14 protein-coding genes are annotated in these 25216 nt (G+C 73.3%); 6 read left to right on the forward strand and 8 right to left on the reverse strand.

The annotated features are described in order from the left end of the window. Positions 1–113: 113 nt before the first annotated feature. The 6 genes from hpaD to ACSJJR_RS01160 all read left to right on the forward strand — a co-directional run bounded on the left by hpaD (position 114) and on the right by ACSJJR_RS01160 (position 7116). A complete protein-coding gene (hpaD, locus tag ACSJJR_RS01135) occupies positions 114–1181 on the forward strand; it encodes a 3,4-dihydroxyphenylacetate 2,3-dioxygenase (RefSeq protein WP_435941668.1) in 1068 nt (355 codons plus the stop codon). Between the two features lie 2 nt (positions 1182–1183). Next, positions 1184–2611 carry an MFS transporter gene (locus ACSJJR_RS01140; RefSeq protein ID WP_435941764.1) on the forward strand — a complete coding sequence of 476 codons (1428 nt, stop codon included), beginning with the start codon at positions 1184–1186 and terminating at the stop codon, positions 2609–2611. Between the two features lie 140 nt (positions 2612–2751). Then, entirely contained in the window at positions 2752–3429 is a 678-nt protein-coding gene (locus ACSJJR_RS01145; protein WP_435941669.1) for a GntR family transcriptional regulator, read from the forward strand. Positions 3430–3545: 116 nt separating this feature from the next. Further along, positions 3546–5423 carry an FAD-dependent monooxygenase gene (locus ACSJJR_RS01150; protein ID WP_435941670.1) on the forward strand — a complete coding sequence of 626 codons (1878 nt, stop codon included), beginning with the start codon at positions 3546–3548 and terminating at the stop codon, positions 5421–5423. A 98-nt stretch (positions 5424–5521) separates the two neighbouring features. Beyond that, positions 5522–6307 (forward strand): 2-oxo-hept-4-ene-1,7-dioate hydratase, encoded by a 786-nt coding sequence (gene hpaH, locus ACSJJR_RS01155; protein ID WP_435941671.1) that lies wholly within the window; start codon positions 5522–5524, stop codon positions 6305–6307. Beyond that, positions 6292–7116: an HpcH/HpaI aldolase family protein gene (locus ACSJJR_RS01160; protein ID WP_435941672.1), complete on the forward strand. Its 825-nt coding sequence runs from the start codon at positions 6292–6294 to the stop codon at positions 7114–7116. Before hpaH ends, ACSJJR_RS01160 begins: the two co-directional genes overlap by 16 nt. Here the strand turns inward: ACSJJR_RS01160 and acpS are convergent. The 8 genes from acpS to ACSJJR_RS01200 form a co-directional block, all read right to left on the reverse strand. After that, positions 7110–7622 carry a holo-ACP synthase AcpS gene (gene acpS / locus ACSJJR_RS01165; protein WP_435941673.1) on the reverse strand — a complete coding sequence of 171 codons (513 nt, stop codon included), beginning with the start codon at positions 7620–7622 and terminating at the stop codon, positions 7110–7112. The genes ACSJJR_RS01160 and acpS overlap by 7 nt on opposite strands. Positions 7623–7772: 150 nt before the next feature. Further along, positions 7773–17222 (reverse strand): fatty acid synthase subunit beta domain-containing protein, encoded by a 9450-nt coding sequence (locus tag ACSJJR_RS01170; RefSeq protein WP_435941765.1) that lies wholly within the window; start codon positions 17220–17222, stop codon positions 7773–7775. Positions 17223–17286: 64 nt separating this feature from the next. Then, the gene (locus ACSJJR_RS01175) at positions 17287–18855 is read right to left on the reverse strand and encodes an acyl-CoA carboxylase subunit beta (RefSeq protein ID WP_435941766.1); all 1569 of its coding nucleotides are present in this window, start codon (positions 18853–18855) and stop codon (positions 17287–17289) included. A gap of 90 nt (positions 18856–18945) precedes the next feature. Continuing rightward, positions 18946–20823 (reverse strand): biotin carboxylase N-terminal domain-containing protein, encoded by a 1878-nt coding sequence (locus ACSJJR_RS01180; protein WP_435941674.1) that lies wholly within the window; start codon positions 20821–20823, stop codon positions 18946–18948. A gap of 340 nt (positions 20824–21163) precedes the next feature. After that, complete coding sequence (gene rpe / locus ACSJJR_RS01185; protein WP_435941675.1) at positions 21164–21835, reverse strand: ribulose-phosphate 3-epimerase; 672 nt, start codon at positions 21833–21835, stop codon at positions 21164–21166. A 50-nt stretch (positions 21836–21885) separates the two neighbouring features. Further along, positions 21886–23253, reverse strand: a complete 1368-nt coding sequence (locus tag ACSJJR_RS01190) for an RsmB/NOP family class I SAM-dependent RNA methyltransferase (RefSeq protein WP_435941767.1) — start codon at positions 23251–23253, stop codon at positions 21886–21888. Positions 23254–23507: 254 nt separating this feature from the next. Beyond that, positions 23508–24464, reverse strand: a complete 957-nt coding sequence (gene fmt, locus ACSJJR_RS01195) for a methionyl-tRNA formyltransferase (protein WP_435941676.1) — start codon at positions 24462–24464, stop codon at positions 23508–23510. Positions 24465–24469: 5 nt separating this feature from the next. Continuing rightward, positions 24470–25150 carry an HAD-IA family hydrolase gene (locus ACSJJR_RS01200; RefSeq protein ID WP_435941677.1) on the reverse strand — a complete coding sequence of 227 codons (681 nt, stop codon included), beginning with the start codon at positions 25148–25150 and terminating at the stop codon, positions 24470–24472. Positions 25151–25216 lie beyond the last annotated feature (66 nt).

A 25216-nucleotide genomic window follows, 5' to 3' on the forward strand; every position in this document is an offset into this window, starting at 1 on the left:
GCAGCCAGCACCACCCACCACCGCGGGGCAACGCCGCCCGACCACCACACCCACGAGGTCAGAGCCACGGCGGCTCACCGACCACCACACCACAACAGCCAAAGGAGACTGTGATGACCGATCTCATTCCCACCCCCCAGGCCCCCGCGCCGGACGTGCTGCGCTGCGCCTACATGGACATCGTCGTCACCGACCTCGCCGCCTCACGCGAGTTCTACGTCGACATCCTCGGTCTCGTCGTCACCGAGGAGGACGACGAGGCCATCTACCTGCGCGGGTTCGAGGAGTTCATCCACCACAACCTCGTCCTGCGCAAGGGGCCGCAGGCCGCCGTCGCCGCCTTCGCCTTCCGCGTGCGCAGCCAGGAGGAGGTGGACAAGGCCGAGGCCTACTACCGCGAGCTCGGATGCGCCACCCGCCGCGGCAGCTTCTCCAAGGGCGTGCACAACGCCGTGCGCGTGGCCGACCCGCTCGGATTCACCTACGAGTTCTTCTACGAGGTGGACCACGTCAAGCGCCTGGCCTGGGCCTACGACCAGCAGGGCGCCGGCGCCCTGGTGCGCCTGGACCACTTCAACCAGGTCTACCCCGACGTCGTCAAGGGCACCGCCTACCTCAACGACCTCGGCTTCAAGACCACCGAGTCCATCAAGGACGAGGCCGGCGTCACCTACGCAGCCTGGATGACCCGCAAGCACACCGTGCACGACACCGCCATGACCGGAGGCACCGGCCCGCGCATGCACCACATCGCCTTCTCCACCCACGAGAAGCACAACATCCTCTACATCTGCGACAAGCTCGGCGCCCTGCGCCGCTCCGACTCCATCGAGCGCGGCCCCGGCCGCCACGGCGTCTCCAACGCCTTCTACCTCTACCTGCGCGACCCCGACGGGCACCGCGTGGAGATCTACACGCAGGACTACTACACCGGCGACCCGGACAACCCGGAGGTCGTGTGGGACGTCCACGACAACCAGCGCCGCGACTTCTGGGGCCACGCCGTCGTGCCCTCCTGGTACACCGAGGCCTCACGCGTGCTCGACCTCGATGGCAACCTCGTGCCCCTCATCGAGCGCGAGGAGCCCCGGGAGATCGACGTCACCATCGGTGCCGACGGCTTCTCCTACACCCGCAAGGGCGACACCCAGGCCGGCTACAAGGTCGGGGGGCAGGTGTGACGATGACGGCCCCCGGCAACGGCCCCGCACCCGCGGGCATCATCCTCGACGAGCACAAGCCGCAGGACCGGCGCGTCGCGCTCGGCACCCTCGTGGGCACCGCCGTCGAGTGGTACGACTTCTTCATCTACGCCAACGCGGCCGCGATCATCCTCGCCCCGCTGTTCTTCGACCCCTTCGTCGCCAGCGCCGGACAGGTCGCCGGGCGCCTGCTGTCCTTCGCCACGGTCGGTATCTCCTTCTTCTTCCGGCCGCTGGGAGCCGCCGTCGCCGGGCACTACGGCGACCGGCTCGGGCGCAAGGCGATGCTCGTGCTCACCCTCGTGCTCATGGGGACGGCCACCTTCCTCATCGGCGTGCTGCCCACCTACGCCACCATCGGCGTGTGGGCACCGGTGCTGCTCATCGTCCTCAGGGTCGTCCAGGGCTTCGCCGCCGGCGGCGAGTGGGGCGGCGCCGCCCTCATGGCGGTTGAGCACGCGCCGGCCGGCAAGCGCGGTCTCTTCGGGGGCTTCCCGCAGATCGGCGTGCCGCTGGGGATGCTGCTGGCCACCCTCGCCCTGGCCGTCATCGACGTCCTGACCACCGACAGCCAGTTCGAGACCTGGGGCTGGCGGGTGCCCTTCCTGGGGTCCATCGTCCTCGTGGCCATCGGCATGGCCATCCGCCTGGGCGTGTCGGAGTCCCCGGTCATGGACGAGCTGGCCGAGGCCGACGAGCAGGTGCGCCTGCCCCTCGTGGACATGTTCAGGACGTCGTGGCGCCCCCTGGTCCAGGGAACCCTCATCTTCGCCGGCAACGGCGTGGCCGGGTACATGATCACGGGCGGCTACATCCTGTCCTACACGACCAACGACCTGGGGCTGCACCGAGAGACGATCCTCCACCTCGTCTCGCTGGCCGCCCTGTGCTGGATCGCCACCACCCTGGCCTCTGCCCACCTGTCGGACAGGGTGGGGCGCAAGAGGATCTACCTCATCGGCTTCCTCTTCCAGATGGTCTGGATCTTCGCCACCTTCAGGCTCATCGACACCCAGAGCTACGCCCTCATCGGGCTCGCCATGGTGGTGCTCACCATCCCGCTCGGCATGACCTACGGGCCCCAGGCCGCGCTCTTCGCCGAGATGTTCCCGGCGAGGATCCGCTACTCCGGTGCGGGCCTGGCCAACGCCTTCGGCGCGATCGTGGGCGGCGCCTTCGCCCCCTTCCTGGCGACCGCGCTTCAGGCACGCTTCGGCACCTCCATGGCCGTCGCCTTCTACCTGTTCACCGTCACCACCGTCGCCCTCGTGGCCGCGCTGCTGCTGCGCGACCGCACCGGACGCGACCTGTCCGCGGCCGCCGACGCCGAGGCCAACGCCCTCATCGACGAGGTCGCCCGCTCCCGCCACGCCACCGAGGCGACCTTCGAGCGCGGCGCCGGGTACTGAGCAGAAGGGACGACACGGGCATGGCGACGACGGTGGTGGCGTGGGGGCTCCCTACACTGCGGCTGACAGCCCCTCGCACCCTGCGACACGGGGCCAGCACAGCCCGCGGGGACGCCCCCGCCACCACCGCAGGAGCCAGCGTGAGCACGACCACCGGGTCCAAGTCCAAGATGGTCTACGAGTACCTGCGCTCACGCATCCTCGACGGGCGCTACTCCCCCGGCTTCCGGCTCGTCCTGACGGCCATCGCCCAGGAGACCGGGGTGTCGGTGGTGCCGGTGCGCGAGGCCGTGCGGCGGCTCGAGTCCGAGGGCCTGGTGGACTACACCCACAACGTCGGCGCCCAGGTCCTCGGGATCAACTACACCGAGTACCAGGACACGATGACCACCCTCGCGCTCCTTGAGGGGCTGGCGACCGCCCTGTCCGCACCGCACCTGTCCCCCGCCGAGCTCGACCACGCCAGCGAGCTCAACGCGCAGATGCTCCGGCTCACCGACGTCGAGTTCGTCTCCGCCGAGTACCGGCGCCTCAACACCCGTTTCCACGCCGTGCTCACCTCGGCGTGCCCCAACGAGAGGCTGCTGACGCTCCTGGGAACCGAGGCCGAGCGCGTCGCCATGATCCGGCGCTCCGCGCTCGACTTCAGCCCCACCGCCTCGCTGGTCTCCGTCCACCAGCACGAGCACCTCCTCGATCTCATTCGACGCGCCGCCTCCCTAAACGAGATCGAGCACTACGCGCGAGCCCACAAGCTCGCCTCCATGAGGAGCCAGCTGCCCAAGGCCACCGCCGTCGCCGGCGGCCCGCTCACCTGACTCCCCCAGGGCCCTGGGTCCTGCCACCCGGCCCTGGCGCACAGGGCCCTGGGTCCTTGCGCGCCGCAGCGCCCTGCGGCCGCCTCCCACCACAACGACGTGAAGGTCTGATTACCATGAAGTTCCACCACCACGGCTATGTCTCCGACAACCCCCGCACCCTGCCGGCCGCCGGAGTCGGCGTCAACCGCTCCCCCGAGCTGCCCGAGCAGATGGACGTGCTCATCGTCGGCTCCGGCCCGGCGGCCATCGTCGCCGCCGCGCAGCTGTCCGTCTTCCCTGACATCCTCTCGTGCATGATCGACAAGCGCGACGGCCGCCTCGTGCTCGGCCACGCCGACGGCGTCCAGCAGCGTTCGGTCGAGACCTTCCAGGCCTTCGGCTTCGCCGACGAGATCATCAACGAGGCCTACCAGATCACCGAGACCGCCTTCTGGTCGCCCTCCCCGGACGAGCCCGGTCACATCGTGCGCACCCGCTACACCGACGACGACCCTCACGATCTGTCCGAGTTCCCCCACCTCATCGTCAACCAGGCACGCGTGCTCGACTACTTCCGCGAGTTCATGGAGCGCCAGCCCTCACGCTCGCGCCCCTACTGGGGCCTGGAGCTGATCGACCTGAGCATCGGTGAGGGCGAGTACCCCGTCGAGGCCCGGCTGCGGCGCACCGCGGGTGAGCGCAGCGGCGAGGAGCTGACCGTGCGCACGAAGTACCTCATCGGTGGCGACGGCGCCCACTCGCGCGTGCGCAGGGCCATCGGCGCCACCCACCAGGGCACGGTCTCCTACCACGCCTGGGGCGTGGTGGACATGGTCGCCGACACCGACTTCCCGGACATCCGCACCAAGTCGATCATCTCCTCCCGGCAGGGGCACATCCTCCACATCCCCCGTGAGGGCGGCTACCTCTTCCGCTCCTACGTGGACCTGGGCGAGGTCGGCGCCGACGACAACCACAAGGTGCGCCACACGCCCCTGGAGGAGATCATCCGGCGGCTCAACGCCATCGTCGCCCCCTACACGGTGACCCCCAAGGAGGTCGCCTGGTGGAGCGTCTACGAGGTCGGTCACCGCGTCACCGACCGCTTCGACGAGGTCGGCCTCGACCCCGACGAGTCGCGCCAGCCGCACGTGTTCATCTGTGGCGACGCCTGCCACACGCACTCGGCCAAGGCCGGTCAGGGCATGAACGTGTCCATGCAGGACTCGTGGAACATCGGCTGGAAGCTCGCCCAGGTCCTGCGCGGGTACTCCTCCGAGAAGCTGCTGCGCACCTACAACGCCGAGCGCCAGCAGATCGCCCAGGACCTCATCAGCTTCGACTCCGAGTGGTCCTCACGCATGTCCGGCCAGTACAGCGACGACGAGCCCATTGAGGACTTCTACGTCCGCACGGCCGAGTTCCCGGCCGGCTTCATGACCCAGTACCCGCCCTCGCAGATCATCTCCTCGCGCGCCGTCCAGCAGGCCGCCACCGGGTACCCGCTGGGCAAGCGCTTCAAGTCCCACCCGGCCGTGCGCCGCTGCGACGCCACGACCCTCGCCCTGGGCCACCAGCACGTGGCCGACGGACGCTGGCGCGTGTACGTCTTCGCCGACGCCGCCGCCCCCGGCGAGCCCGGCCGCGTGGCCGACTTCGCGCAGTGGTGGGCCACTGACCCCAGCTCGCCCATGGTCCGCCACACCCGGCCCGGGGACGACCCCGACACCCTCTTCGACCTCGTGGTGGTCTACCGCCAGCACCACCGCGAGTACGACATCACCGACACGCCCGAGGCCTTCCGCCCGCGCACCGGCCCCTTCCAGGTCGAGGACTGGAACCAGGTGTGGTCGGCGCTGCCAGAGGACCCGGTCTTCCAGGCCCGTGGCATCGCCGACTCCGGGGCCGTCGTCGTCGTCCGCCCGGACCAGTACGTCGCCGACATCCAGCCGCTGGACGGCACCGCCGCGATCTCGGCGTTCTTCGACGGCGTGTTCGACCTCACCAACTGACCCCACCGGGTGGGCGGGGACGTGTGCCCACGCCCCCGCCCACCCCTCCCTCCGGCACAGCACACCAGGCAGCGCACGCTGCGGAAGACGAGGACAGGATGCTCACCCAGGACCAGATCGAGCAGATCGCCGCTGAGCTCGAGCAGGCCGAGCGCACCCACGAGCTCATTGAACGGATCACGGCCCGCTACCCCCAGGCGACGGTCGAGGACTCCTACGCCATCCAGAGCGTGTGGAGCCGACGGCGCCTGGCGGCAGGCCACCGCCTCGTCGGCCGCAAGATCGGCCTGACCTCCAAGGCGATGCAGGCCGCCACCGGCATCACCGAGCCCGACTACGGGGTCATCTTCGACGACACCGTCGTGCAGACCGGCGCCGTGCTCGACACCAGCGCCTTCACCAACGTGCGCGTCGAGGTCGAGCTCGCCTTCCTCCTCAAGGACGAGCTCGCCGGCCCGGCGTGCACCCTCATGGACGTCATGCGCGCCACGGAGTACGTCATCCCGGCGCTGGAGGTCCTCAACTCCCACATCCAGCTCGAGGGACGCACCATCGTCGACACCATCGCCGACAATGCCGCCTACGGCGCCATGGTCATCGGAGGCAGCCCCACGCCGCCCCACGCCCTGGACCTGCGGCGCGTGGGGGCGGTGCTCTACCGCAACGAGGCCATCGAGGAGACCGGCCTGGCCGCTGGCGTGCTCAACCACCCGGCCACCGGCGTGGCGTGGCTCGCCAACAAGCTCCACCAGCACGGCCAGCGCCTCGAGGCCGGGCAGATCATCCTCGCCGGCTCCTTCACCCGCCCCGTGTGGGTCGAGCGCGGTGACAGCGTCGTGTGCGACTACGGCGAGCTGGGGAGCGTCTCATGCCGCTTCCTGTGACCCTGCCCCCGACCTTCGCCCAGCGCCTGGCCGGGGCCCGCCGGGCCCAGGTGGGCATGTGGGTGTGCTCCGGCTCGACCACCGCGGCGGAGATCTGCGCAGGCAGCGGGCTGGACTGGCTGCTCATCGACGGCGAGCACGCCCCCCTGTCGCTGGCCTCGGTCCAGGAGCAGCTGCGGGCCGTCGCCGCCTACCCCGTCACCCCAGTGGTGCGCGTGAGCGCCAACGACCGGGTGCTCATCAAGCAGTACCTCGACCTGGGAGCGCAGAACCTGCTCGTGCCCATGGTCGACACCCCCGAGCAGGCGGCTGAGGCGGTCAGCGCGACCCGCTACCCCCCGGCGGGCGTGCGCGGCGTCGGCTCGGCGCTGTCCCGAGGGGCGCGCTGGAACCGTGTCGAGGGGTACCTGGCGCGCGCCAACGAGGAGCACGTCTCGCTCACCGTCCAGATCGAGTCCGCTACCGCGGTCGCCAACGCCGAGGCCATCGCCAGCACCCCGGGCGTGGACGCCGTCTTCATCGGGCCGGCGGACCTGGCCGCCTCGATGGGGCTCATCGGGCAGCAGACGCACCCCGAGGTCGTGGCCCAGGTCCAGCAGGCCGTCGCCGCGGCGCGCGCAGCGGGCACGAGGGTCGGCGTCAACGCCTTCGACCCGGCCACCGCGCACGGCTACCTCGACCAGGGTGTGGACTTCATCCTCGTCGGGGCCGACGTGGCCGTGCTGGCGCGGCAGTCCGAGGCCCTCGCCCAACGCTTCATCGACGAGCGCTCCGGTGGCGCCGCGGCCCAGGAGCGCGCCAGCTACTGACCCCCGGCGCCCTGGGCGACGGGTGCGCACAGCACGACGGCGGCCGCCCAGTCGCCGTCGTGGGTCAGCGACACGGGCCAGCAGCCCGGCTCGCTGGCGCCCGCGCCCAGGGCGCGCTCGACACCGGCCGCCACCTGGCCCGTCAGCCTCAGCCCCGGGCGCCCCCAGCGGTCGGTGACGACCTCGATCTCGCGCCAGTCCAGGCTCTCGGGGACCAGCGCCGGGGGCACCGCCCGCCCCGCCACCGTGTTGGCGGCCTGTGACCACGCCTTGACCAGGGCCTCCTTGGCCGCCCAGCGGGCCGCCAGGTGCTCGGCCTGGAGGGAGCCGGCGGCGTCGGCGCGCCGTCGTGCCTCACGCAGCTCACGTGCGGTGAAGGCCCGCTCGGCGAAGACCGTTCCCGGGATCGTCAGCTGGTGGGCGAGGGCGGGCACGTGCACGAGGTCCGTGCCCACGCCCAGCACGCAGGCCGGCACGGGCACCTCGGGCAGGTGGGGCTCAGACACGGCTCCTCCTCAGGGCTCGGGGACCAGGGCACAGGACTAGCACGGCGGCGCGGCTGCCGCCACAGCAACGGGCGGGGCCCGCAGCAAGCACCTGCTCGCTGCGGGCCCCGCCCACACTCACTGACGGTGCGGCCAAGCGCACCGCCGGGGTCACTGCCCCGCGTGGTACACGCCGTCGGCGCCCAGACGGGCCTCCGGGTCGAGCAGCATGGCGGCCTCGACCTCGTGGGGGTCGCGGTGCGGGCCCTTGTCGCCCAGGCGACGGCCCTCAACCGGCTCGAAGAGCGAGGCGCGCCCGATCATGCCCGCCCGACGACGGCGCGCGCCCTCGGCCAGACGACGGTTGGCGCTGGCGAGCCAGGCGTCCACGGCCTCCTGGCCGCCGGCCTGACGCAGCGCCGCCTCGAAGGCACCGGGGTGGACCACCGCGATGAGCCCGGAGACGTGGCCGAAGCCCAGGCTCGTGAGCAGGCCGGCACGCACCACGCCGCCGCGGGTGGGCAGGCAGATCGGCGTGCGCGGCCACACCCAGAAGGCGTCCTTGGCCAGCGGCGCGTCCACGACGTCGAGGCTGGCGTTGCCGGGCGCGACCCCGGTGGCCAGGACCTCGGTGAGGCCCGCGATCTGGAACAGCGCGGCACCACCCTTGGCGTGACCGGTCACCGACTTCTGCGACACCGCCACCAGCGGGTTGCCCTCGCTGCGGCCCAGGGCACGGGCCAGGCGCGTGTGCAGCTCGGACTCGTTGGGGTCGTTGGCCTTGGTTGAGGTGTCGTGCTTGGACACCACGGCGATGTCGTCGGCCTCGACGCCCAGTGCCCTGAGCGCACGCGCCAGCCGGGAGCCCGTGCCGCCGCGGCCCGCACCGAGCGCACCCAGGCCGGGGGCCGGGATGGAGGTGTGGGCGCCGTCGGCGTAGGAGGAGACGAAGCCGAGCACACCGGCCACCGGCAGGCCCAGGCGCTGGGCCACCGAGGCCCGGGCGAGGATGACGGTGCCGCCTCCCTCGGCCTCGACGAAGCCGCCGCGACGGCGGTCGTTGGCGCGCGAGAAGTGACGGTCCGAGATGCCCTTGGCGCGCATCGCGGCCGCCTCGGCGGTGGCGTTCATGTTGCCGAAGCCGACCACCGACTCGATGGAGATGTCGTCGATGGCGCCGGCGACGACGACGTCGGCCTTGCCCAGGACGATCTTGTCGAAGCCCTCCTCGACGGAGACCGCTGCGGTGGCGCAGGCCGACACCGGCTGGACCATCGAGCCGTAGCCGCCGACGTAGGACTGCATCACGTGCGCTGCCACGACGTTGGGCAGGGCCTCCTGGAGGATGTCGCTGGGACGCTCCTCGTCCAGGAGCCTGCCGACGAACATCTTGCGCATGGACTCCATGCCGCCGAAGCCGGTGCCCTGCGTGGAGGCGACGTCGCAGGGGTGAACGGCCGTGAGCAGCTCAGCGGGAGTGAAGCCGGCCGCGAGGAAGGCCTCCACCGCGGTCACGAGGTTCCAGGAGGCGATCGTGTCCATGCCCTCGACCATCGAGGCGGGGATGCCCCACCTGCGCGGGTCGAAACCCGTGGGCATCTGGCCGCCGACCGTGCGCGAGAGCGCGGCCCGGCGCGGCACACGCACCATCGAGCCGGCCAGGCGGGTGACGGTCCACTCCCCCGTCTGCGCATCGGCCTCGATGAGCGTGTGCTCGGGGTCGGCCTGCGCCACCGAACGGGCCGTGGCCTCGTCGGGGACGCTGAGGGTGATGTCGGCGTCGAGGTAGACGGGCACGTCGATCTCCGCGTCGGGGGCGATGACCCCGTCGTCGGTGAACTGGCGGATGCCGCAGCGGGCCACCACCTCGTCGCGGTAGCGGTCGTAGATCTCGTCCTCGGCGACCATCTCGCCGTCGGCGTCGTACCAGCCGGCCGTCGGGGAGTCCTGCCACGTGAGCAGGCCCATGCCCCAGGCGAGCTCGAGCACGCCGGCGGCGGTGAGCTCGACGTCCTCGCCGCCGCTCATGCCCAGCTCGGCCTGACGGCGGGTGCGGGCGGTGCCCCAGGTCGAGACCTCGCCGGTGGAGACGATGACGACCATGTCCTCCAGGTCCGTGGTGACCTCGCCCCAGTCCGGGGCGGTGGGCTGCACCGGAGTGACCGGGGTGGGCAGGGCGGCAACGCTTGCCTGCGTCCCGGACTCCTCGACGGGGGCCTGTGGGGTGCCGGCGGCCTGCTCGCGCAGGGCCACGAGGTCCACGCCGTCACCGAGGCCGCCGGTGAGGTCGGCGTCCACCGGCGCCTGGGCGGCGGCGGCACGCACCTGGGGAAGGCACAGGGCGACGAGCTCGGCGGCGATCTCCTCGGTCGCCCAGGTGCGCACGCCCGCGGCCTCGACGGCGGCGACCAGCGGGTCGTTGCCGCCCATGAGGCCGGTGCCGCGCACCCAGCCGATGCGCGGGTGGGCCAGCGTGACGCGCTGGGACCAGGAGCTCTCGGAGGACCAGCGGTTGACCACGGCGTCCAGAGCGGACTTGACCTCGCCGTAGGCGCCGTCGCCGCCGAAGGTGCCTCGGTTCGGCGAGCCCGGCAGCACCACGTGCAGACGGTGGTCCACGTGGGTGTCCGTGCCAATGGCCGACAGCGCCGCGATGGTGCGCTCGACGCTCCACAGGAGCAGGCGGGTCTGGGACTCGGACTCGGGGCCCGCGTCGGCCAGTGTGCCCGACACGCGCGGTGCGGCGAAGGGGAACAGGAGGGTCGGAACCAGCGCCTCCTTGACGAGGGTGGAGGTGCCGCCCGAGGTGACGACCTCGTCGTTGCCGATCCACGCGGCGAGCGCGTCAACGTCGCGGTACGAGGCGAGGTTGGCCGGCACGATCCACAGGCGCGCCCCGGCGCTGGCGTGCTCACGGTAGAGCCTGGTCGCGAAGGCCAGGCGCTCGTGGGTCAGACGCGAGGAGGTGGCGATGACCGTGGCGCCGCCCGACAGCAGCTCGCCGACGACGGCCGCGGCGATGGAGCCGGGGGCCACGCCGGTGACAACGGCAACGTCCTCGGCCCAGCGGACCGGGGCGGAGCCCGGCTGCGGCGTCGTGCGGGCGGCCTCGCTGATGGCGCGGGCGAGGGTCGCACGCTTGCCGTGGCCCTCGGACTCCAGGCGCTGCGCCCACCAGGCGGCCTGGTCGGCCACGGCCTGGCCCAGGCCCGTGAAGCGCTCGGGTGCCAGGTGCTCGCGCGCCTGGCTCATGCGCATCTCGCCGTTGCCCAGGCGGGCAAGGTCCTCGCGGGCGGTGGCCCAGCGGTCGTCGATGAGCACGGCCCGCCGCGGGTCGAATGCCGGGGTGACGGAGGCCAGCCAGCCGGTGCCGAGCTCGGCGTCAACGGCGGACACGAGGGCCTGGGTGGCCGCGGAGTCCGAGGCGGCCTCGGCCAGCGCCTCAGCGCTGGCGCCCGCGGGGGCGGCCAGGCCGAGGGCCTCCAGCAGGGTGCGGGCCGTCGTGGCCAGCACGCCGGCCTCGCCGGTGACCTTCTCGCTGAAGGCGTCCAGCGCCGCGGAGTCCACGACCGAGCCTCCGGCGCCACCCCCCGCGGAGGGCTTGGCGACGGCGACGCCGTGGTCTGCGGCGACCGCCTGGACGGCCTTGTCGATAAGGGCGTCCACGGCGGCGGCGGAGCCCAGCGGGGCCGAGGAGCCCAGGGTCGCCAGGTCCTCGCCGCGCACGGAGGCGCCCTCGCGGGTGCCCAGGAACAGGGCGACGGTGACGTGGGAGACCCAGCCCTCGCCCAGGCCCCAGGTGCCGGTCACGCGCTCGGCGACGCGGCTGGCGCGCACCCCCGACGGGCCGAGGATCCGGCCCAGGCCGGAGCGGATGGCGTCGGTGAGCACGGGGCCGAAGGGCTTGTAGCCTGGGGCGCCCTTGGCGACGATGGCGGCCAGCGAGGGCATGTCGGCGTCAGCCGCGCCGTCGATGGAGGCCAGCTGGAGCTCGGTGCCCAGGTCCATGAGGAGCTGGTTGCGCCGCGAGGAGACGCCGTTGGTGAGGGTCTCGGTGGTGTCGGTGGCGCCGATCTGGCTGGGGGCCAGGCGGGCGGCGTGCGCGAGCAGGACGGTCAGGGCGTCCGTGGCGCCGAAGGGCAGGTCCTCGACCGGGCCTGCGGCCACGGCGGGAGCGGGCGCTGCGGGCACGACCTCGACCTGCGGGGCCTGCTCGGGCTCCGGAGCCTGCGCAGCCGTGTCCGGGCTCGGCGCCGAGGCCACGGGCGCGGGCGTCGCCGTCGGCAGGGCGTCGTCCATGACCTCCTCGACGGCCGGGTCGGTGTCCGTGGCGAGCACACGCGACTCGTCGCGGCGGACGTTGTGGACGACGACCCGGCGTCCGGCGTAGGCCGGCAGCAGCAGCGTGCGCGCCGCCATGTTCGCCAGCGTCGGGGAGGCGGCCAGGCCGACCTCCACGAGGTGCTCGATGCCCAGCCCGCCGTCCTGCTGGGCGCGGAAGAGCACGTCCTGCGTCTCGATCCAGCGCACCGGGGAGGCGAACTGCCAGGCCAGGAGCTCGACGAGCAGCAGGCGGGCGAGCTCACGCGGACGGCTGGCACGCGCCGGCCAGTCCGCCAGGGCCTCACGCACGGGCTCGGAGGGCACGACGTCGAGGATCGCCTGGGCGAACTCGGGCGTCAGGGCGAAGGGGCGTGCCACGAGGTTGGGCACGTAGCGGCCCACGAGGCGCTCGTGGTCGAGGTCCTGCGGGATGAGGGCGAGCAGCCGGTCACGGAACTCGGGCACGCCCGGACGCAGCACCTCGGAGTGGAAGGGCACGTCGATGCCGGGCACGTACATGAAGGGGTTCTTCGCGCCGCGCGCCTCGGCCCGCTCGCGCGAGTCGCGGGCCAGGGCCTCGAGCCCCTTGACCGTGCCTGCCACCGCGTACTGCTGGCCGGCGAGGTTGTAGTTGACGATCTGCAGGAACTCGCCCGAGGCCTCGGCGACACCGGCCACGTAGGACTCGACGTCCTCAGCGCGGATGCCGGCCATCACCGGGCGCAGGGCGCCCATGCGGTAGTTCGACGCGCCGTTCTCGTCGCGCTCGACGAGGCTGTGCATGGTCGAGCCGCGCTGGAAGACGATGGAGATCGTCGTCTCCACCGGCATGACGCGCCCGTAGGCGCTCAGGGCCGTGTACTCGCCCAGCGAGTGGCCGGCGAAGGCGGCGTCCTCGACCAGCGCCCCCGCCTCGGACAGCCTGGCCACGGTGGCCATGGCGACGGTGGCGAGCGCCACCTGCGTGAACTGGGTGAGGTTGAGCAGGCCCTCGGGGTGGCGGTAGGTGGTGCCCCGTGCCGTCATCTCGGTGGGGTTGTCGCGCACGAGGTTGATGACGGAGAAGCCGAGCTCGGCGCGGGTGTGCGCGTCGGCGCGCTCCCACACCTCGCGGGCGGCGCGCGAGGCGCTCATCTCGTCCAGGCCCATGCCCTGGGCCTGGATGCCCTGGCCGGGGAAGACGTAGGCGGTGGGCTCGGCGGTGGTGACCGCGGTGCCGCGTGAGACGACCTCGTCGCCGATGCGGCAGGTGACCTCCAGGGCGAGGCCGCCGCCGCGCACGAGGCCCGTGCGCTCGACGGAGATCTCGACGACGTCCTCCAGGTCGACGGTGCCCAGCATGACGTAGGTCCAGCCGGCGAGCACGTGGCGCTGGCCGTCGACGTCGGTGGAGGCGGCGACCTGCTCGGCAGTGGCCGACAGCCACATGCCGTGCACGAGCGGGGCCTGCATGCCCGCGACCTTCGCGGCGTGGTAGCTGGTGTGGATCGGGTTGTAGTCACCCGAGACGCGTGCGAAGGCCGTCATGTCCGTGGGCGCGGTGACGCGCACGCGGCGCAGCAGGCGGCGCGCAGCGGGCTCGACCTCGCGGCCGGTGCCGCCGGCGAGCTCGGGTGAGGAGGGCACGGCCGTGCCGTGGGCGCGCCCACGGATGGCGAAGCGCTCGCGCATGAGGGCGATGACCTCGCCGGAGCGCTCGCCCTCGGAGGCGTCGGTCAGCTGCAGGCGCACATCGACCACGCGCCCCGCGCTGGACTCCTCCAGAGCGGCGACCCAACCGTCCACGCGCACCCGAGCCTGCGGGCCCGCCCAGGCGGCCAGGTCGGCCAGCGAGCGGTGCAGGTCGACGGTGTGGTCCAGGTGGACGGCGCCCAGCAGCCCCTCGATCAGCGGCATCCCGTCCTCGACAACCGAGCCCAGGGCGGCGTAGACCGTGGGCCAGCAGGGTCCCAGCAGCGCGTCCGGCACGAGGCTGGCGGCGCTCAGGCCCGTGGGAAGGGCGTTGGCGGTGACGGCGGCGTGGTCCACGCCCAGGGTCGCCGCGAGCGTGAAGGAGTCGTGGACCGTCCCGAAGGGCTGGGTGGCGGGCCGGCCGAGCGCGTCCACAGCCCCCTCGACGGCGGCGACGACCTCGGGCAGGGCCTCGATGTGGTCACCGGCGGCGGAGACAGAGCCGACGCCGGCGGTGCGGCGCAGCAGCTCGTTCATCGTGTCACTGATACGGCTGGGGTCCACCAGGGGGGCGGCCCCGTCCCAGGCGGCGGCGAGCCGCAGGGGCACGACCAGGCGTCGCACGGCGTGGACGGACTGTCCGCCGGGAGTGGCGTCCCAGTGGGTGTCGAGGTGGATGTCGAGGTCGTAGGCGTCCTCGGCGACGTCGGGGCGGTGGACGACGTCGTAGGCGCTGTCCTCGAGGACGCGCGCCGGGTTGGTGGTCAGGTGCCCGTTCCACAGCACGTGCGGGGTGGCGCGCACCAGCTCGGTGGCGTCCTTGACGGGGGCGGCCCCCACGGCCGGCGAGCTGGCGCCCAGGCGGCCGGCGGCGGCCTGCTCGGCGGTGCCGGCCTCCTGCAGGGCCTGGACGGCGGCGGCCTCGAAACGGCCCAGGAGGTGGCCGATGGGCTCGTTGACGGTGGTGATGCCGGCGACCGCGACGGGCCCCGGGATGATACGCACCTGGTCGGCCGTGTAGCGCGGGTCCTGCGCCTGCCACAGGGAGTCCTGTCCCCAGCGGCGCAGGATGTCGGCGTCGAGGACCGGGACGAAGGGGCAGGGCTTGGGGTGCTTGGCGCACAGGTCCACGAACCAGGCGGCGTCCGCGGGCTCCACGAGGGTCGTGGTGGCGGCCGGGTAGCGCTCGGCGACGGCGGCCAGGGCGGCGTCGGAGTCGAGGACGCTGGCGTGGTCCGCGAAGAGCGTGGGGACCTCGCCGTGGTCGGCCTCGCTCAGGCGGGCCTCGACCCGGTGCAGCATGTCGAGGAAGCGGTCGTACCAGCCCTCATCCATCCAGTCGGCCTCGGTGGCCGCGCGGCCCTCGTGCGGGCTGACGGTCAGCTCGGCGTAACGGGTGAGCCACTGCAGGTAGGTCATCGCGTCAACGTCGCCGAAGTAGGGCTTGGCCGTGCGGGACATGGCCTCGATGAGCTCGTCGCGGCGGGCGGCGACGGCCTGCTCGTCACCGGCGACGGCCTGGATGAGGCGGGCGGCGCGGGCGGAGGAGTTGTCGATCTCGTACAGGTCGGCGCGCAGGTGCGACAGGCCCGAGGTCATGCCGCCGGCGGAGGCTCCCGAGGCCACCCAGCCGTCGATGGCGCCCTCGGTGCCCTCGGTGATCCCGGGGGTGTCCACGAGCAGCTGCTTGACGTCCTCGTTGGTCCTGGCCTCCAGGGCCGTCATGGCGGCGGTGCCGACCATGACGCCGTCAACCGGGGCGTCGGCAGTGCCGTAGCGGCGGGCCCAGGCACCGGTGAGGTAGCGGGCGGCCTTCTCGGGGGTGCCGATGCCGCCGCCGACGACGAGGACGATGTTGTCGCGGGCGCGCACGGCGTCGTAGGTGGCCAGGAGCATGGTGTCCAGGTCCTCCCACGAGTGGTGCCCGCCGGCGTGCCCGTCCTCGATCTGCATGATGACCTGGGCGTGCGGCGCGGCAGCGGCAATGGAGATGACCTGACGGATCTGGTCCACCGTGCCGGGCTTGAAGGCGATGTAGGGGAAGCCCTCGCCGTGCAGACGCTCGATGAGCTCGAGGGCCTCGTCCAGCTCGGGGATGCCGGCGGAGATGACGATGCCGTCGATGGGGGTGCCGGCGCCGCGGGCCTTGGACAGCAGGCGCTGCGTGCCCAGCTGGAGGTTCCACAGGTAGCGGTCCATGAACATGGCGTTGAAGGCGGCCGTCCGGCCCGGCTCGAGCTGGGCCTCAAGGGAGGCGAGGTTGTCGGCCAGGACCTTGGCGGTGACCTGGCCACCGCCGGCCAGCTCGGCCCAGTAGCCCGCGTTGGCGGCCGCGGCGACGATCTCGGCGTCAACCGTCGTGGGGGTCATGCCCGCAAGCAGGACCGCGGAGCGGCCGGTCAGACGGGTGAAGGCCGTGGACAGGGTCAGACGGCCGTCAGGCAGCCGGGTCAGGCGCGGGGCGAAGCGGGCACGGTCCACGCTGGGTGCCGGGGCGGCGCCGGGGCGGTCGAGGTCGTCCAGGGCCCGGGCGGTGCCCGCGGCGACGACGCTCGTGCCCGTGCCGGCGACGACCGCCTCGGTCAGGCGGGCCAGGACGGTGCCGGGGCCGAGGTCGAGCACGAGGCGGGCGCCGTCGGCGCGCTCCAGGGCGTCGGTGACCAGGGCCGGCCAGTCGACCGGGTCGATGAGAACGGCGACGGCGAGGTCGTGCGCCAGCCCGGTGTCGATGCCGCAGCGTCCGGCCCAGGCCACGACGTCGCTCACGGCCTGCTCGAGCAGCGGCGTGTGGAAGGGGACGGAGGTGGCGAGGAACTCGGTGACGGGAGCCAGGACGGCGCCGCCGCGGCGACGCTCCTTGCGGTCCTCGGCGGAGCGGGCCGCGGCCTTGTCCAGGGCGGTGACGACGCGCTCGAGGTCCGTCGGGCGCCCGGACAGGATGTGGGCCTGGCGGCCGTTGACGACGCCGACGGTCACGGCGTGCTCCCCGGTGAGGCCGGGCACGCGCGTCAGCACGGCATCCAGGACCTCGCGGGTGACTCCGCGCACGGAGAGCATGGGGGTGGACTCACCCGAGGCGCCCAGTCCCAGGCGCTGGGTGGTGCGGGCAGCGGCCGCGCCGATGAGACGCGCCAGGGCGTGGACGTCGGTGACGCCCTCGTGCGTCATGTCGCCGCCGGCGGCCGCCAGGGCCCGCAGCAGTGCCACGCCGAGCACGCCCTGCGAGTGGCCGATGACCGCGGCGGGGGCGGTCTCACCCAGGACGTTGACGCCGGCGCCGGGCAGTCCGGCCAGCACGGCGTGCTGGGCCATGAGGATGCCGGGCACGGACACGTCGGCGGTGTCCGCGGCGGCGCTGGCCGGGGCGAGCGGGGTGGCGGACTCGTCGAGCAGGCGGCCGCCGCGCGGGGTGACGACGAGCAGGTCGGTGGACACGGGGGCCAGACGGCGGCAGACGGCCTCGTCCAGGGCCACGAGGCCGGCGGCGAGGCTGCGGTCGGTGCCGACCAGCTCGCTGAGGGTGGCGCGCCACGGGGTGGCCTGTCCTCCGAACATGAGGACGTAGCCCTCGCCCTGGGCGAGGCGGTCGGCCGTCGTGGTGCTGGTGGTGGTGGGCTGGGTGCTCATGCGGTCCTCAGTCGTCGGGGTCTGGGTCGGGTCGGTGGTGGGGGTGCTCGTGCTCACGTGGGGCTCACAGGGGTCCGTTGTCGTGCTTCTTGGTTGGCGTGCGCGCCGCGTCCTGCTTGGCCGCCAGGGCGGCGAGGGAGTCGACGATGACGGTGCGGGTGTCCTCGGGGGCGATGACGGCGTCGATCTCCCCGATGGCCACGGCCTTGTCGGGGTTGATGACGCTGCTGTCGTACTCGGCGACCAGGCGCTCGTGCTCGGCGGCGGCGGCCTGCTCGCCCTGCTCGTCGCGCACCCTGGCCAGCTCGCGGCGGTGGATGATGCCGACGGCGCCCGCCGCGCCCAGCACGGCGATCTCGGCGCCGGGCCAGGCGAAGTTGAGGTCGGCTCCAATGGCCTTGGAGCCCATGACGATGTAGGCGCCGCCGTAGGCCTTGCGCAGCACGACGGTCACCAGCGGGACGGTGGCGGTGGCGTAGGCGTTGATGACCTTCGCGCCGCGCCGGATGATGCCGGCGTGCTCCTGCTCGGCGCCGGGGCGGTAGCCGGGCACATCGACGAAGGTGACGACGGGCAGCCCGAAGGCGTCACAGAAGCGCACGAAGCGGGCGAGCTTCTCGGAGGCGTCCACGTCGAGGGTGCCGGCGTCAACCATGGGCTGGTTGGCCACGATGCCGACCGGACGGCCCTCGAAGCAGGCGAAGCCGACCACGACGTTGGCGGCGAAGTCCTCCTGGACCTGGACGAGCTCGCCGTGGTCCACGAGGGCTGCGACGACATCGACGACGTCGTAGGCCTGCCGGGTGGAGGCGGGCACGATCGTGCCCACGCCGGCAGCGGCCAGGCGGTCCTGGACCCGGTCGGCGTCGTCGTAGGCGTAACGGGGTGCCTCCTGCTCGGCGCTGGAGGGCAGGTAGGCCAGCAGGGTGCGCACCTGGGCCAGGGCGTCGGCCTCGTCCTCGGCGACGTAGTGGACGACGCCGGAGACCGAGCCGTGGATCTGCGCGCCGCCGAGGTCCTCGGCGCTGATGCGCTCACCGGTGACGGCGCGCACGACGTCGGGCCCGGTGACGAACATGTGCGAGGCCTCGCGGGTGGCGATGACGAAGTCGGTCAGCGCGGGGCTGTAGACGGCGCCGCCGGCGCAGGGACCGAGGATGACGCTGATCTGCGGCACGAGCCCGGAGGCGGCGCAGGTGCGGTTGAAGATGCGCCCGTACTGGCGCAGGGCCGCCACCCCCTCCTGGATCTTGGCGCCGCCGGAGTCGATGAGCCCGATGACCGGGATCTGCAGCCGCAGGGCGTCGTCGAGCAGGCGCACGATCTTGTCGCCCTCCACCGCGCCCAGCGCGCCACCCGAGACGGAGAAGTCCTGGGAGTAGACGGCGACCTGACGGCCGTCGATCTGCCCGAACCCGGTGACGACACCGCTCGGGCGGGCCTTGTCCCCCGCGCCGGAGCCGGTGTAGCGGCCGATCTCGAGGAAGGTCGAGATGTCGAGCAGGGCGTCGATGCGCTCGCGGGCGGTCTGCTTGCCCTTGGCGTGCTGGCGGGCGGCGGCGGTGTCCTCGGCCTCGCGGGCGATGCGGTCCGCGCGCTCGCGGAAGGCCTCGGTGGCCGGCGAGCCGGCCAGGGTCTGTGCCAGCGGGAGGCCGCCGGGGGCCTGGTGGGGCCTCGGGGTGGTGGCGCCGGAGGCGCTGGGGGTGGCGGTTGTGGTCACGGCTCAGGCCTCCTGTGCCTCGTCGGTCGGCTCACCGGGGCTGCTCAGGCGCAGCAGCTCCTCGCCCGCGCTGACGGTCTGCCCGGCGCTGACGTCAACGGCCTCGACGAGGCCGTCATGGGGGGCGTGCACGTAGTTCTCCATCTTCATCGACTCCAGGACCACGAGGAGGTCGCCCTCGTGGACACGGCACCCGGGCTCGACGCAGATGCGGGTGACGATCGCCTGCATCGGGGCGGCGATGACGCCCTCGGGTGCGGGGGCGCCGCCGTCAACGGCAAGCTGGCCCCCGGAGCGGGCGCGTGAGCGCGAGCGCAGCGGCTGGGGGGCCCGGTGGGGACGGGCCCCGATGTTGTGCCGGGCGCCGGGCCCACCCAGGATGCCGTCGGGCAGGGTGAGGCTCAGGCGGCGGCCGTTGATCTCGATGACGTAGCTTGAGCGGGTGCGCGGCCCGGCGACGGTGCTCGTGCCCGCGCTCGGGACCTCGCCGATGAGCGGAACGCTGGCGGCCGCCGGGGCGCTGAGGGCGGGCAGGACCGAGCTCTCGATCCAGCGGGTGGTCACACCCAGGCCGCCGTCGGCGTCCGGTCCGGTGAGCTCGGGGCGGCTGAGCACGTGCTCGTGCAGGGCCGTGCACACGGTGACGCCCTCAACCACCGTCTCGCGCAGGGCGCGGCGGGCGCGGGCGAGGGCCTGCTCGCGGCTGGCGCCGGTGACGACGATCTTGGCGAGCATGGGGTCGAACAGGGGGGTGACGACGTCGCCCTCGACGACACCGGACTCGATGCGGACGCCGGGGCCCGCGGGCCAGCGCAGACGGGTGATGGTCCCGGTCGAGGGCGACATGCCGGTGGCCGGGTCCTCGCACGTGATGCGCAGCTCGACCGAGTGCCCGCGGACCTCGGGGACCTCGCCGAGCCCGCCGCCGGCGGCGATGCGCAGCTGGACCTCGACGAGGTCGGTGCCGGTGACCTCCTCCGAGACACAGTGCTCGACCTGAAGCCGGGGGTTGACCTCGAGGAACCACAGGTCGCCCTCCGGGGTGAGGAGGAACTCGCAGGTGGCGACGCCGACGTAGCTGACGGTCTCAAGCAGGCGCCGGGAGGCCTCGACGAGGCGCTCGTGGGTGCCCGCAGGCAGGAAGGGGGCCGGGGCCTCCTCGAACAGCTTCTGGTTGCGCCGCTGGAGCGTGCAGTCGCGGGTGGACACGACGGCGAAGGCGCCGTGGCCGTCGCGGGCGCACTGGGTCTCGACGTGACGGGCCGCGGTGACGAACTTCTCGAGGATGAGGGTGCCGCCGCCGGCCTCGGCCGAGGCGAAGGCGGGGGTGGTGCGGGCCTCGTCGTCGTCGTGCAGGACGGTGATGCCGCGTCCGCCACCGCCGTCGGTGCGCTTGAGGGCCACGGGGTAGCCGTGCTCGGCGGCGAAGGCGATGACGGTGGCGGGGTCCGTGACCGAGTCGGTGATGCCGGGCACGGGGGCGACCCCGGCCCGCTCGGCGGTGGCGCGGGCGCTCATCTTGTCCCCCAGGGCCCGCATGGCACTGGGGCTGGGGCCCACCCACGCGATGCCGGCGTCGATGACGGCCTGAGCGAAGGAGTCGTTCTCGGACAGGAAGCCGTAGCCGGGGTGGATGGCCTGGGCTCCGGTCTCACGGGCCAGCGCGAGGACGGCCTCGGCGTCGGTGTACCCGCTGCCCTCGGGCAGGGCGTAGGCCTCGTCCGCGAGCTCGGCGGCCGGGGACATGAGGTCCTCAGGCGTGTAGGGCAGGATCGACGTGCCGCCGAGGTCGCGGACGGTCCGCACGACCCGCAGGGCGATCTCTCCGCGGTTGGCGATGAGGACGCGGTCAAGGACCCTGGTGGTCGCTCTCGTGGGCACGGTGCTCCTCTGTGTCTCGGCGCTCTGAGGAGGATCGTGGTCCCGCACAAAGCGGGATCCCTTCGGTCCTCCGGGCCGGACGCCCGTGCCAGCACCTGAGCGCTGACGGGGGTGGTCGTCCGGCGGTGCCGTCACAGCACGTGATGCACAAGGGCATGACGTGGCTGCGCCAGCACCCCCACGCTAGAGGCGATCCGTTTCAGCGTCACTTGTGCGCACCACACAAAACACGCCGCCCTTGTTGTGCCCATGGCGCCGTTCCGCGACATCCCGGGGCTTGGGGCCCGTGCAGGAGAGGATGAGGAGATCGCAGACGAGTTTTAGAGGTTACCCACAAACCTCAGGGGTGGTGGTGCCCTGAGGCCAGCGCCCGCAGGTGCTCGACCTCCTCCAGGGCGTCCTGCGCCCCGTAGACGGCCGAGCCCGCCACGAAGACCGTCGCCCCCGCCTCGGCGGCGCGCTCGATGGTCGAGCGGTTGACACCGCCGTCCACCTGGATGCGCAGCTCGAGGTGCTGCTCGCTGACAAGGCGCCGCGCCTGGGCGATCTTGGGGAGCATGAGGTCGATGAAGGACTGGCCGCCGAAGCCGGGTTCCACCGTCATGAGCAGCAGGAGGTCGATCTCGGCCAGGACCGGCTCCAGCACGCTCAGCGGCGTCGCCGGGCGCAGGGCCAGGCCCGCGCCGGCACCCAGGCGGTGCAGCTCACGCGTCAGGACGAAGGGCGCCCTCGTGGCCTCGGCGTGGGCGGTGACCACCGCGCAGCCCATCTCCGCGTACTGGGGCGCCCAGCGGTCCGCGTCCTCGATCATGAGGTGGGCGTCCACGGGCAGGCTCGTGTGCTCCAGCACCGTCTGGGCCAGGGAGGGGCCGCCGAACTGGTTGCCGACGAAGTGGTTGTCCATGATGTCGAGGTGGAGGCCGTCGGCGCCCTCGACACGGGCGAGCTCATCGGCCAGGTGCGCCTGGTCGGCGTTGAGGATCGAGGGGTGGATAGCGGCGCACGGGGTCATCGGGGCTCCTTCACAGTGCGGGACTCACAGGGCAGGCGCGGGCTCGTCGCTCAGGAGCGCCGTCGCACGAGCGCGCAGAACATGGCGTCTGTGCCGTCCACGTGCGGCCACAGCTGGAGCATCTGGTCACGGGCGCCCGCCGGGGGCACAGGGGCCACGCGGGTGGCGACGTCACCGGCGTGCACGAGCTCGGTGTCCTGACCCTGCCGGGCCAGGCGCCTCATGACGTCCTGGACCACCAGACGGGTCTCCATCACGTGCGGCGAGCAGGTGACGTAGGCGACCAGGCCGCCCGGACGCACCGCCCCCAGGGCGCTGGTGAGCAGCTCGCGCTGGAGGCCGGCCAGCTCGGTGACGTCCGTCGCCTCCCTGCGCCAGCGCGCCTCGGGCCGGCGCCGCAGGGAGCCGAGCCCCGAGCAGGGGGCGTCAACGAGCACCCGGTCGTAGCGGCCCGGCTCGGCCTGGCCGTAGCCGCGCCCGTCCTCGCACCGGACCTCTGCCACGCCCTCGGGCACGGCGCGCAGGGCGCCGCGCACAAGAGCCGCTCGGTGCGCGGTGACCTCGTTGGCCACGAGGTGGGCACCGCGCTGGGCTGCGCGGGCGGCCAGCAGGCTCGCTTTGCCGCCGGGGCCGGCGCACAGGTCGAGCCAGCGCTCGTCACGGCCGTCGAGGGGGGCCTCGGACAGCAGGAGGGCAACGAGCTGGGAGCCCTCGTCCTCCACGCCCGCGCGCGAGCGCCGCACCGCCTCCACACGGCCGGGGTCGCCCCCGTCCATGATGAGGGCGTAGGGGCTCAGGTCACCGGGACGGGGCTTGGTACCGGTGGCGGCCTCAACCTGGCGGGCCAGGTGCTCGGGGCTGATGAGGCCGTCACGGGCACACAGGACGACGGCCGGGTCGGTGTTGTCCGCGGCGAGCAGGGCGGCGAGCTCGTCCTCCTCTCGCCCGTGGGCCATGAGGGCCTGGCGCATGGCCCACGTGACCCACAGGGGGTGGGACTCGGTCAGCGACAGGGCGGTGAGCTCGTCGGGGGCCTGGGCGGAGACCTCCTCGAGCCAGGCGTCGAGGTCCTTGCCCGCCACGCGCCTGAGCACGGCGTTGACGAGCCCGGCGGCGCCCCGCCCTGCGGCGTGGGAGGCGAGGCTGACGGTGGCGTCCACAGCGCCGTGGGTGGCCACGCGCATGCCGAGCAGCTGGTGGGCGCCCAGGCGCAGGACGTCGAGGACGACGCCGTCGAGCCTGTCCAGGGGACGGTCCACGCAGCGCGAGATGATCGCGTCGTAGCGGCCCTGCAGGCGCAGGGTCCCGTAGGTCAGGGCCGTGGCGAAGCCGGCGTCACGGCGGGTGAGGCGGGCCTCGTCGACAAGAGGCGGCAGGACGAGGTTGGCGTAGGCGCCGTCCTCACGCACCCGGGTCATGGCCTTAAGGCTCACGAGGCGCGCCGGGTCCGCCTCGTGCCGGCGCGTGCCGGGGTGCCTGCCCTGCCCGTGGCGGGTGCCCGGCTGCTGCCCGATCCCGTCTGCCTGGCCGGCCCCGCGGGCCCGGTGACGGCGCCCGCCCTGGTTGCCCTGGCCGCGCTCGCGTCCCTGACCGCGCCGTTGGGCGCCGGCGTGGGGGTGTGCTCCACCGTGCCCGGCACCACGCCCTGCCCGGGCGCCCCGGTCGCCGCCCATCAGCGAGCCTGCCCGTCGTCGCTCGTGCCCAGGCGGGTGCCGGGGACGGGGCGCGCGCCACGGGCCCAGGCGCTGGCCTCCATCCAGCTCTTGCCGGCCGGGGCCACGAGCCCCAGCCTCACGCTCGTGCTCCCAGTTCCCACCAGGACCTCTCGTTTGGTCACGTGCAGCTCTCCGGGTGCCAGGGTGGCGTCGCCCTCGGCCACGGCCTCGAGGGGGCCCAGGCGCAGGGATGTGCCGAGGTAGGTGGTGCGGGCCCCGGGGGCGGGGGTGACGCCGCGGACCTGCCGGTCGATCTGCTCGGCGGGACGGCTCCAGTCCACCACGCCGTCGGCCGGCACGAGCACGGGGGCCAGGCTCACGCCCTGCTCTGGCTGCGCGGTGGCCACGGCGCTGCCGCGGGCCAGGCCGCTGAGCACGTCCAGGACGAGGGGGACGCCCTCGTCGGCGAGGCGGGTGAGCAGGTCACCAGCCGTGTCGTGCCGTGTCACGGGCACGGTGCGCGTGGCGTAGACGGGCCCGGTGTCGAGGCCCTCCTCGAGGCGGAAGACGCTCGCCCCCGTCACCCGGTCCCCGGCCATGACAGCCCGCTGCACGGGGGCGGCGCCGCGCCAGGCCGGCAGGAGTGAGAAGTGGAGGTTGAGCCAGCCGTGGGCGGGCACGTCGAGCAGGGCGGGGGGCACGAGCCTGCCGTAGGCGACGACGACGCCGACCTGCGCCCCCAGGCCGCGTACCCAGGCCTGCGTGTCCTCGTCCTTGAGGGTGGCCGGGGTGCGCACGTCAAGGCCGGCCTCACGGGCGAGGGCGGCGACGGGTGAGGGGTGCAGTGTGCGTCCGCGGCCCCGGCGGGCGTCGGCGCGGGTGAGGACCCCGACGACCTCGTGCTCCTCGTGGTCCATGAGGGCACGCAGCACGGGCAGGGCGACCTCGGGGGTGCCGGCGAAGAGAACACGCATGGGTCTCAGTCTATGGCGGCGGGCAGCAGGCCCCGTGCTGCCAGGTCCTCGCGCAGCGCGGCAGCGGTGGTGAAGTGGTGGGTCAGCAGGCCCACGGCCGCGGCCCCGGCGGTGTTGGCCGCGGAGTCGTCCACGAAGAGAGTGCGCCCGGCACTGAGCCCGTAGCGCTCGAGCAGGAGGCGGTAGACGCGGGCGTCAGGCTTGACCAGGCGCTCCTCGCCGGAGACGACGACGCCACGGAAACGGGCGAGCTCCGGCACGCGCTCACGCCCCAGGGGCCACAGCAGGTGGTTGAAGTTCGTCAGGCAGTACAGGGGCGTCCCGGCGCCCAGCAGCGCCTGGACAAGGGCAGCGGTGCCGGGGACGGGACCGGTGAGGGTGTCCTCGAAGTGCTCCCAGTAGGTGCGCATGGCCTCGACCTTGTCCGTGCGCGCGGGCTGCTCGGCGGCGACGGCGGCCAGCACCTCCTGCTTAGTGGCGCCGGCGTCCCACAGGGCGTTCCACCGGGTGAACTCGCCGGTGGTGGCCATCTCCTCCCACACCGAGGGATCGACCCGCCCCTGGACGGCGCGGTGGGCCTGCCACCGGTGCAGGACGTTGCCCCAGTCGAGGACGACGGCGTCGATGGGGACCGCTCCGTGCCCGGCGCAGGCCGTCTGAGGGGCGGACCCGCTGCTGTGCTCCACGGCGTCTCCTCACACTCGGTGCTGCTGGCCTGCCATGCTACCCGGGGCTCCTGCCGGTGACCTCCC

The organism is Actinomyces sp. W5033 (assembly GCF_051303165.1).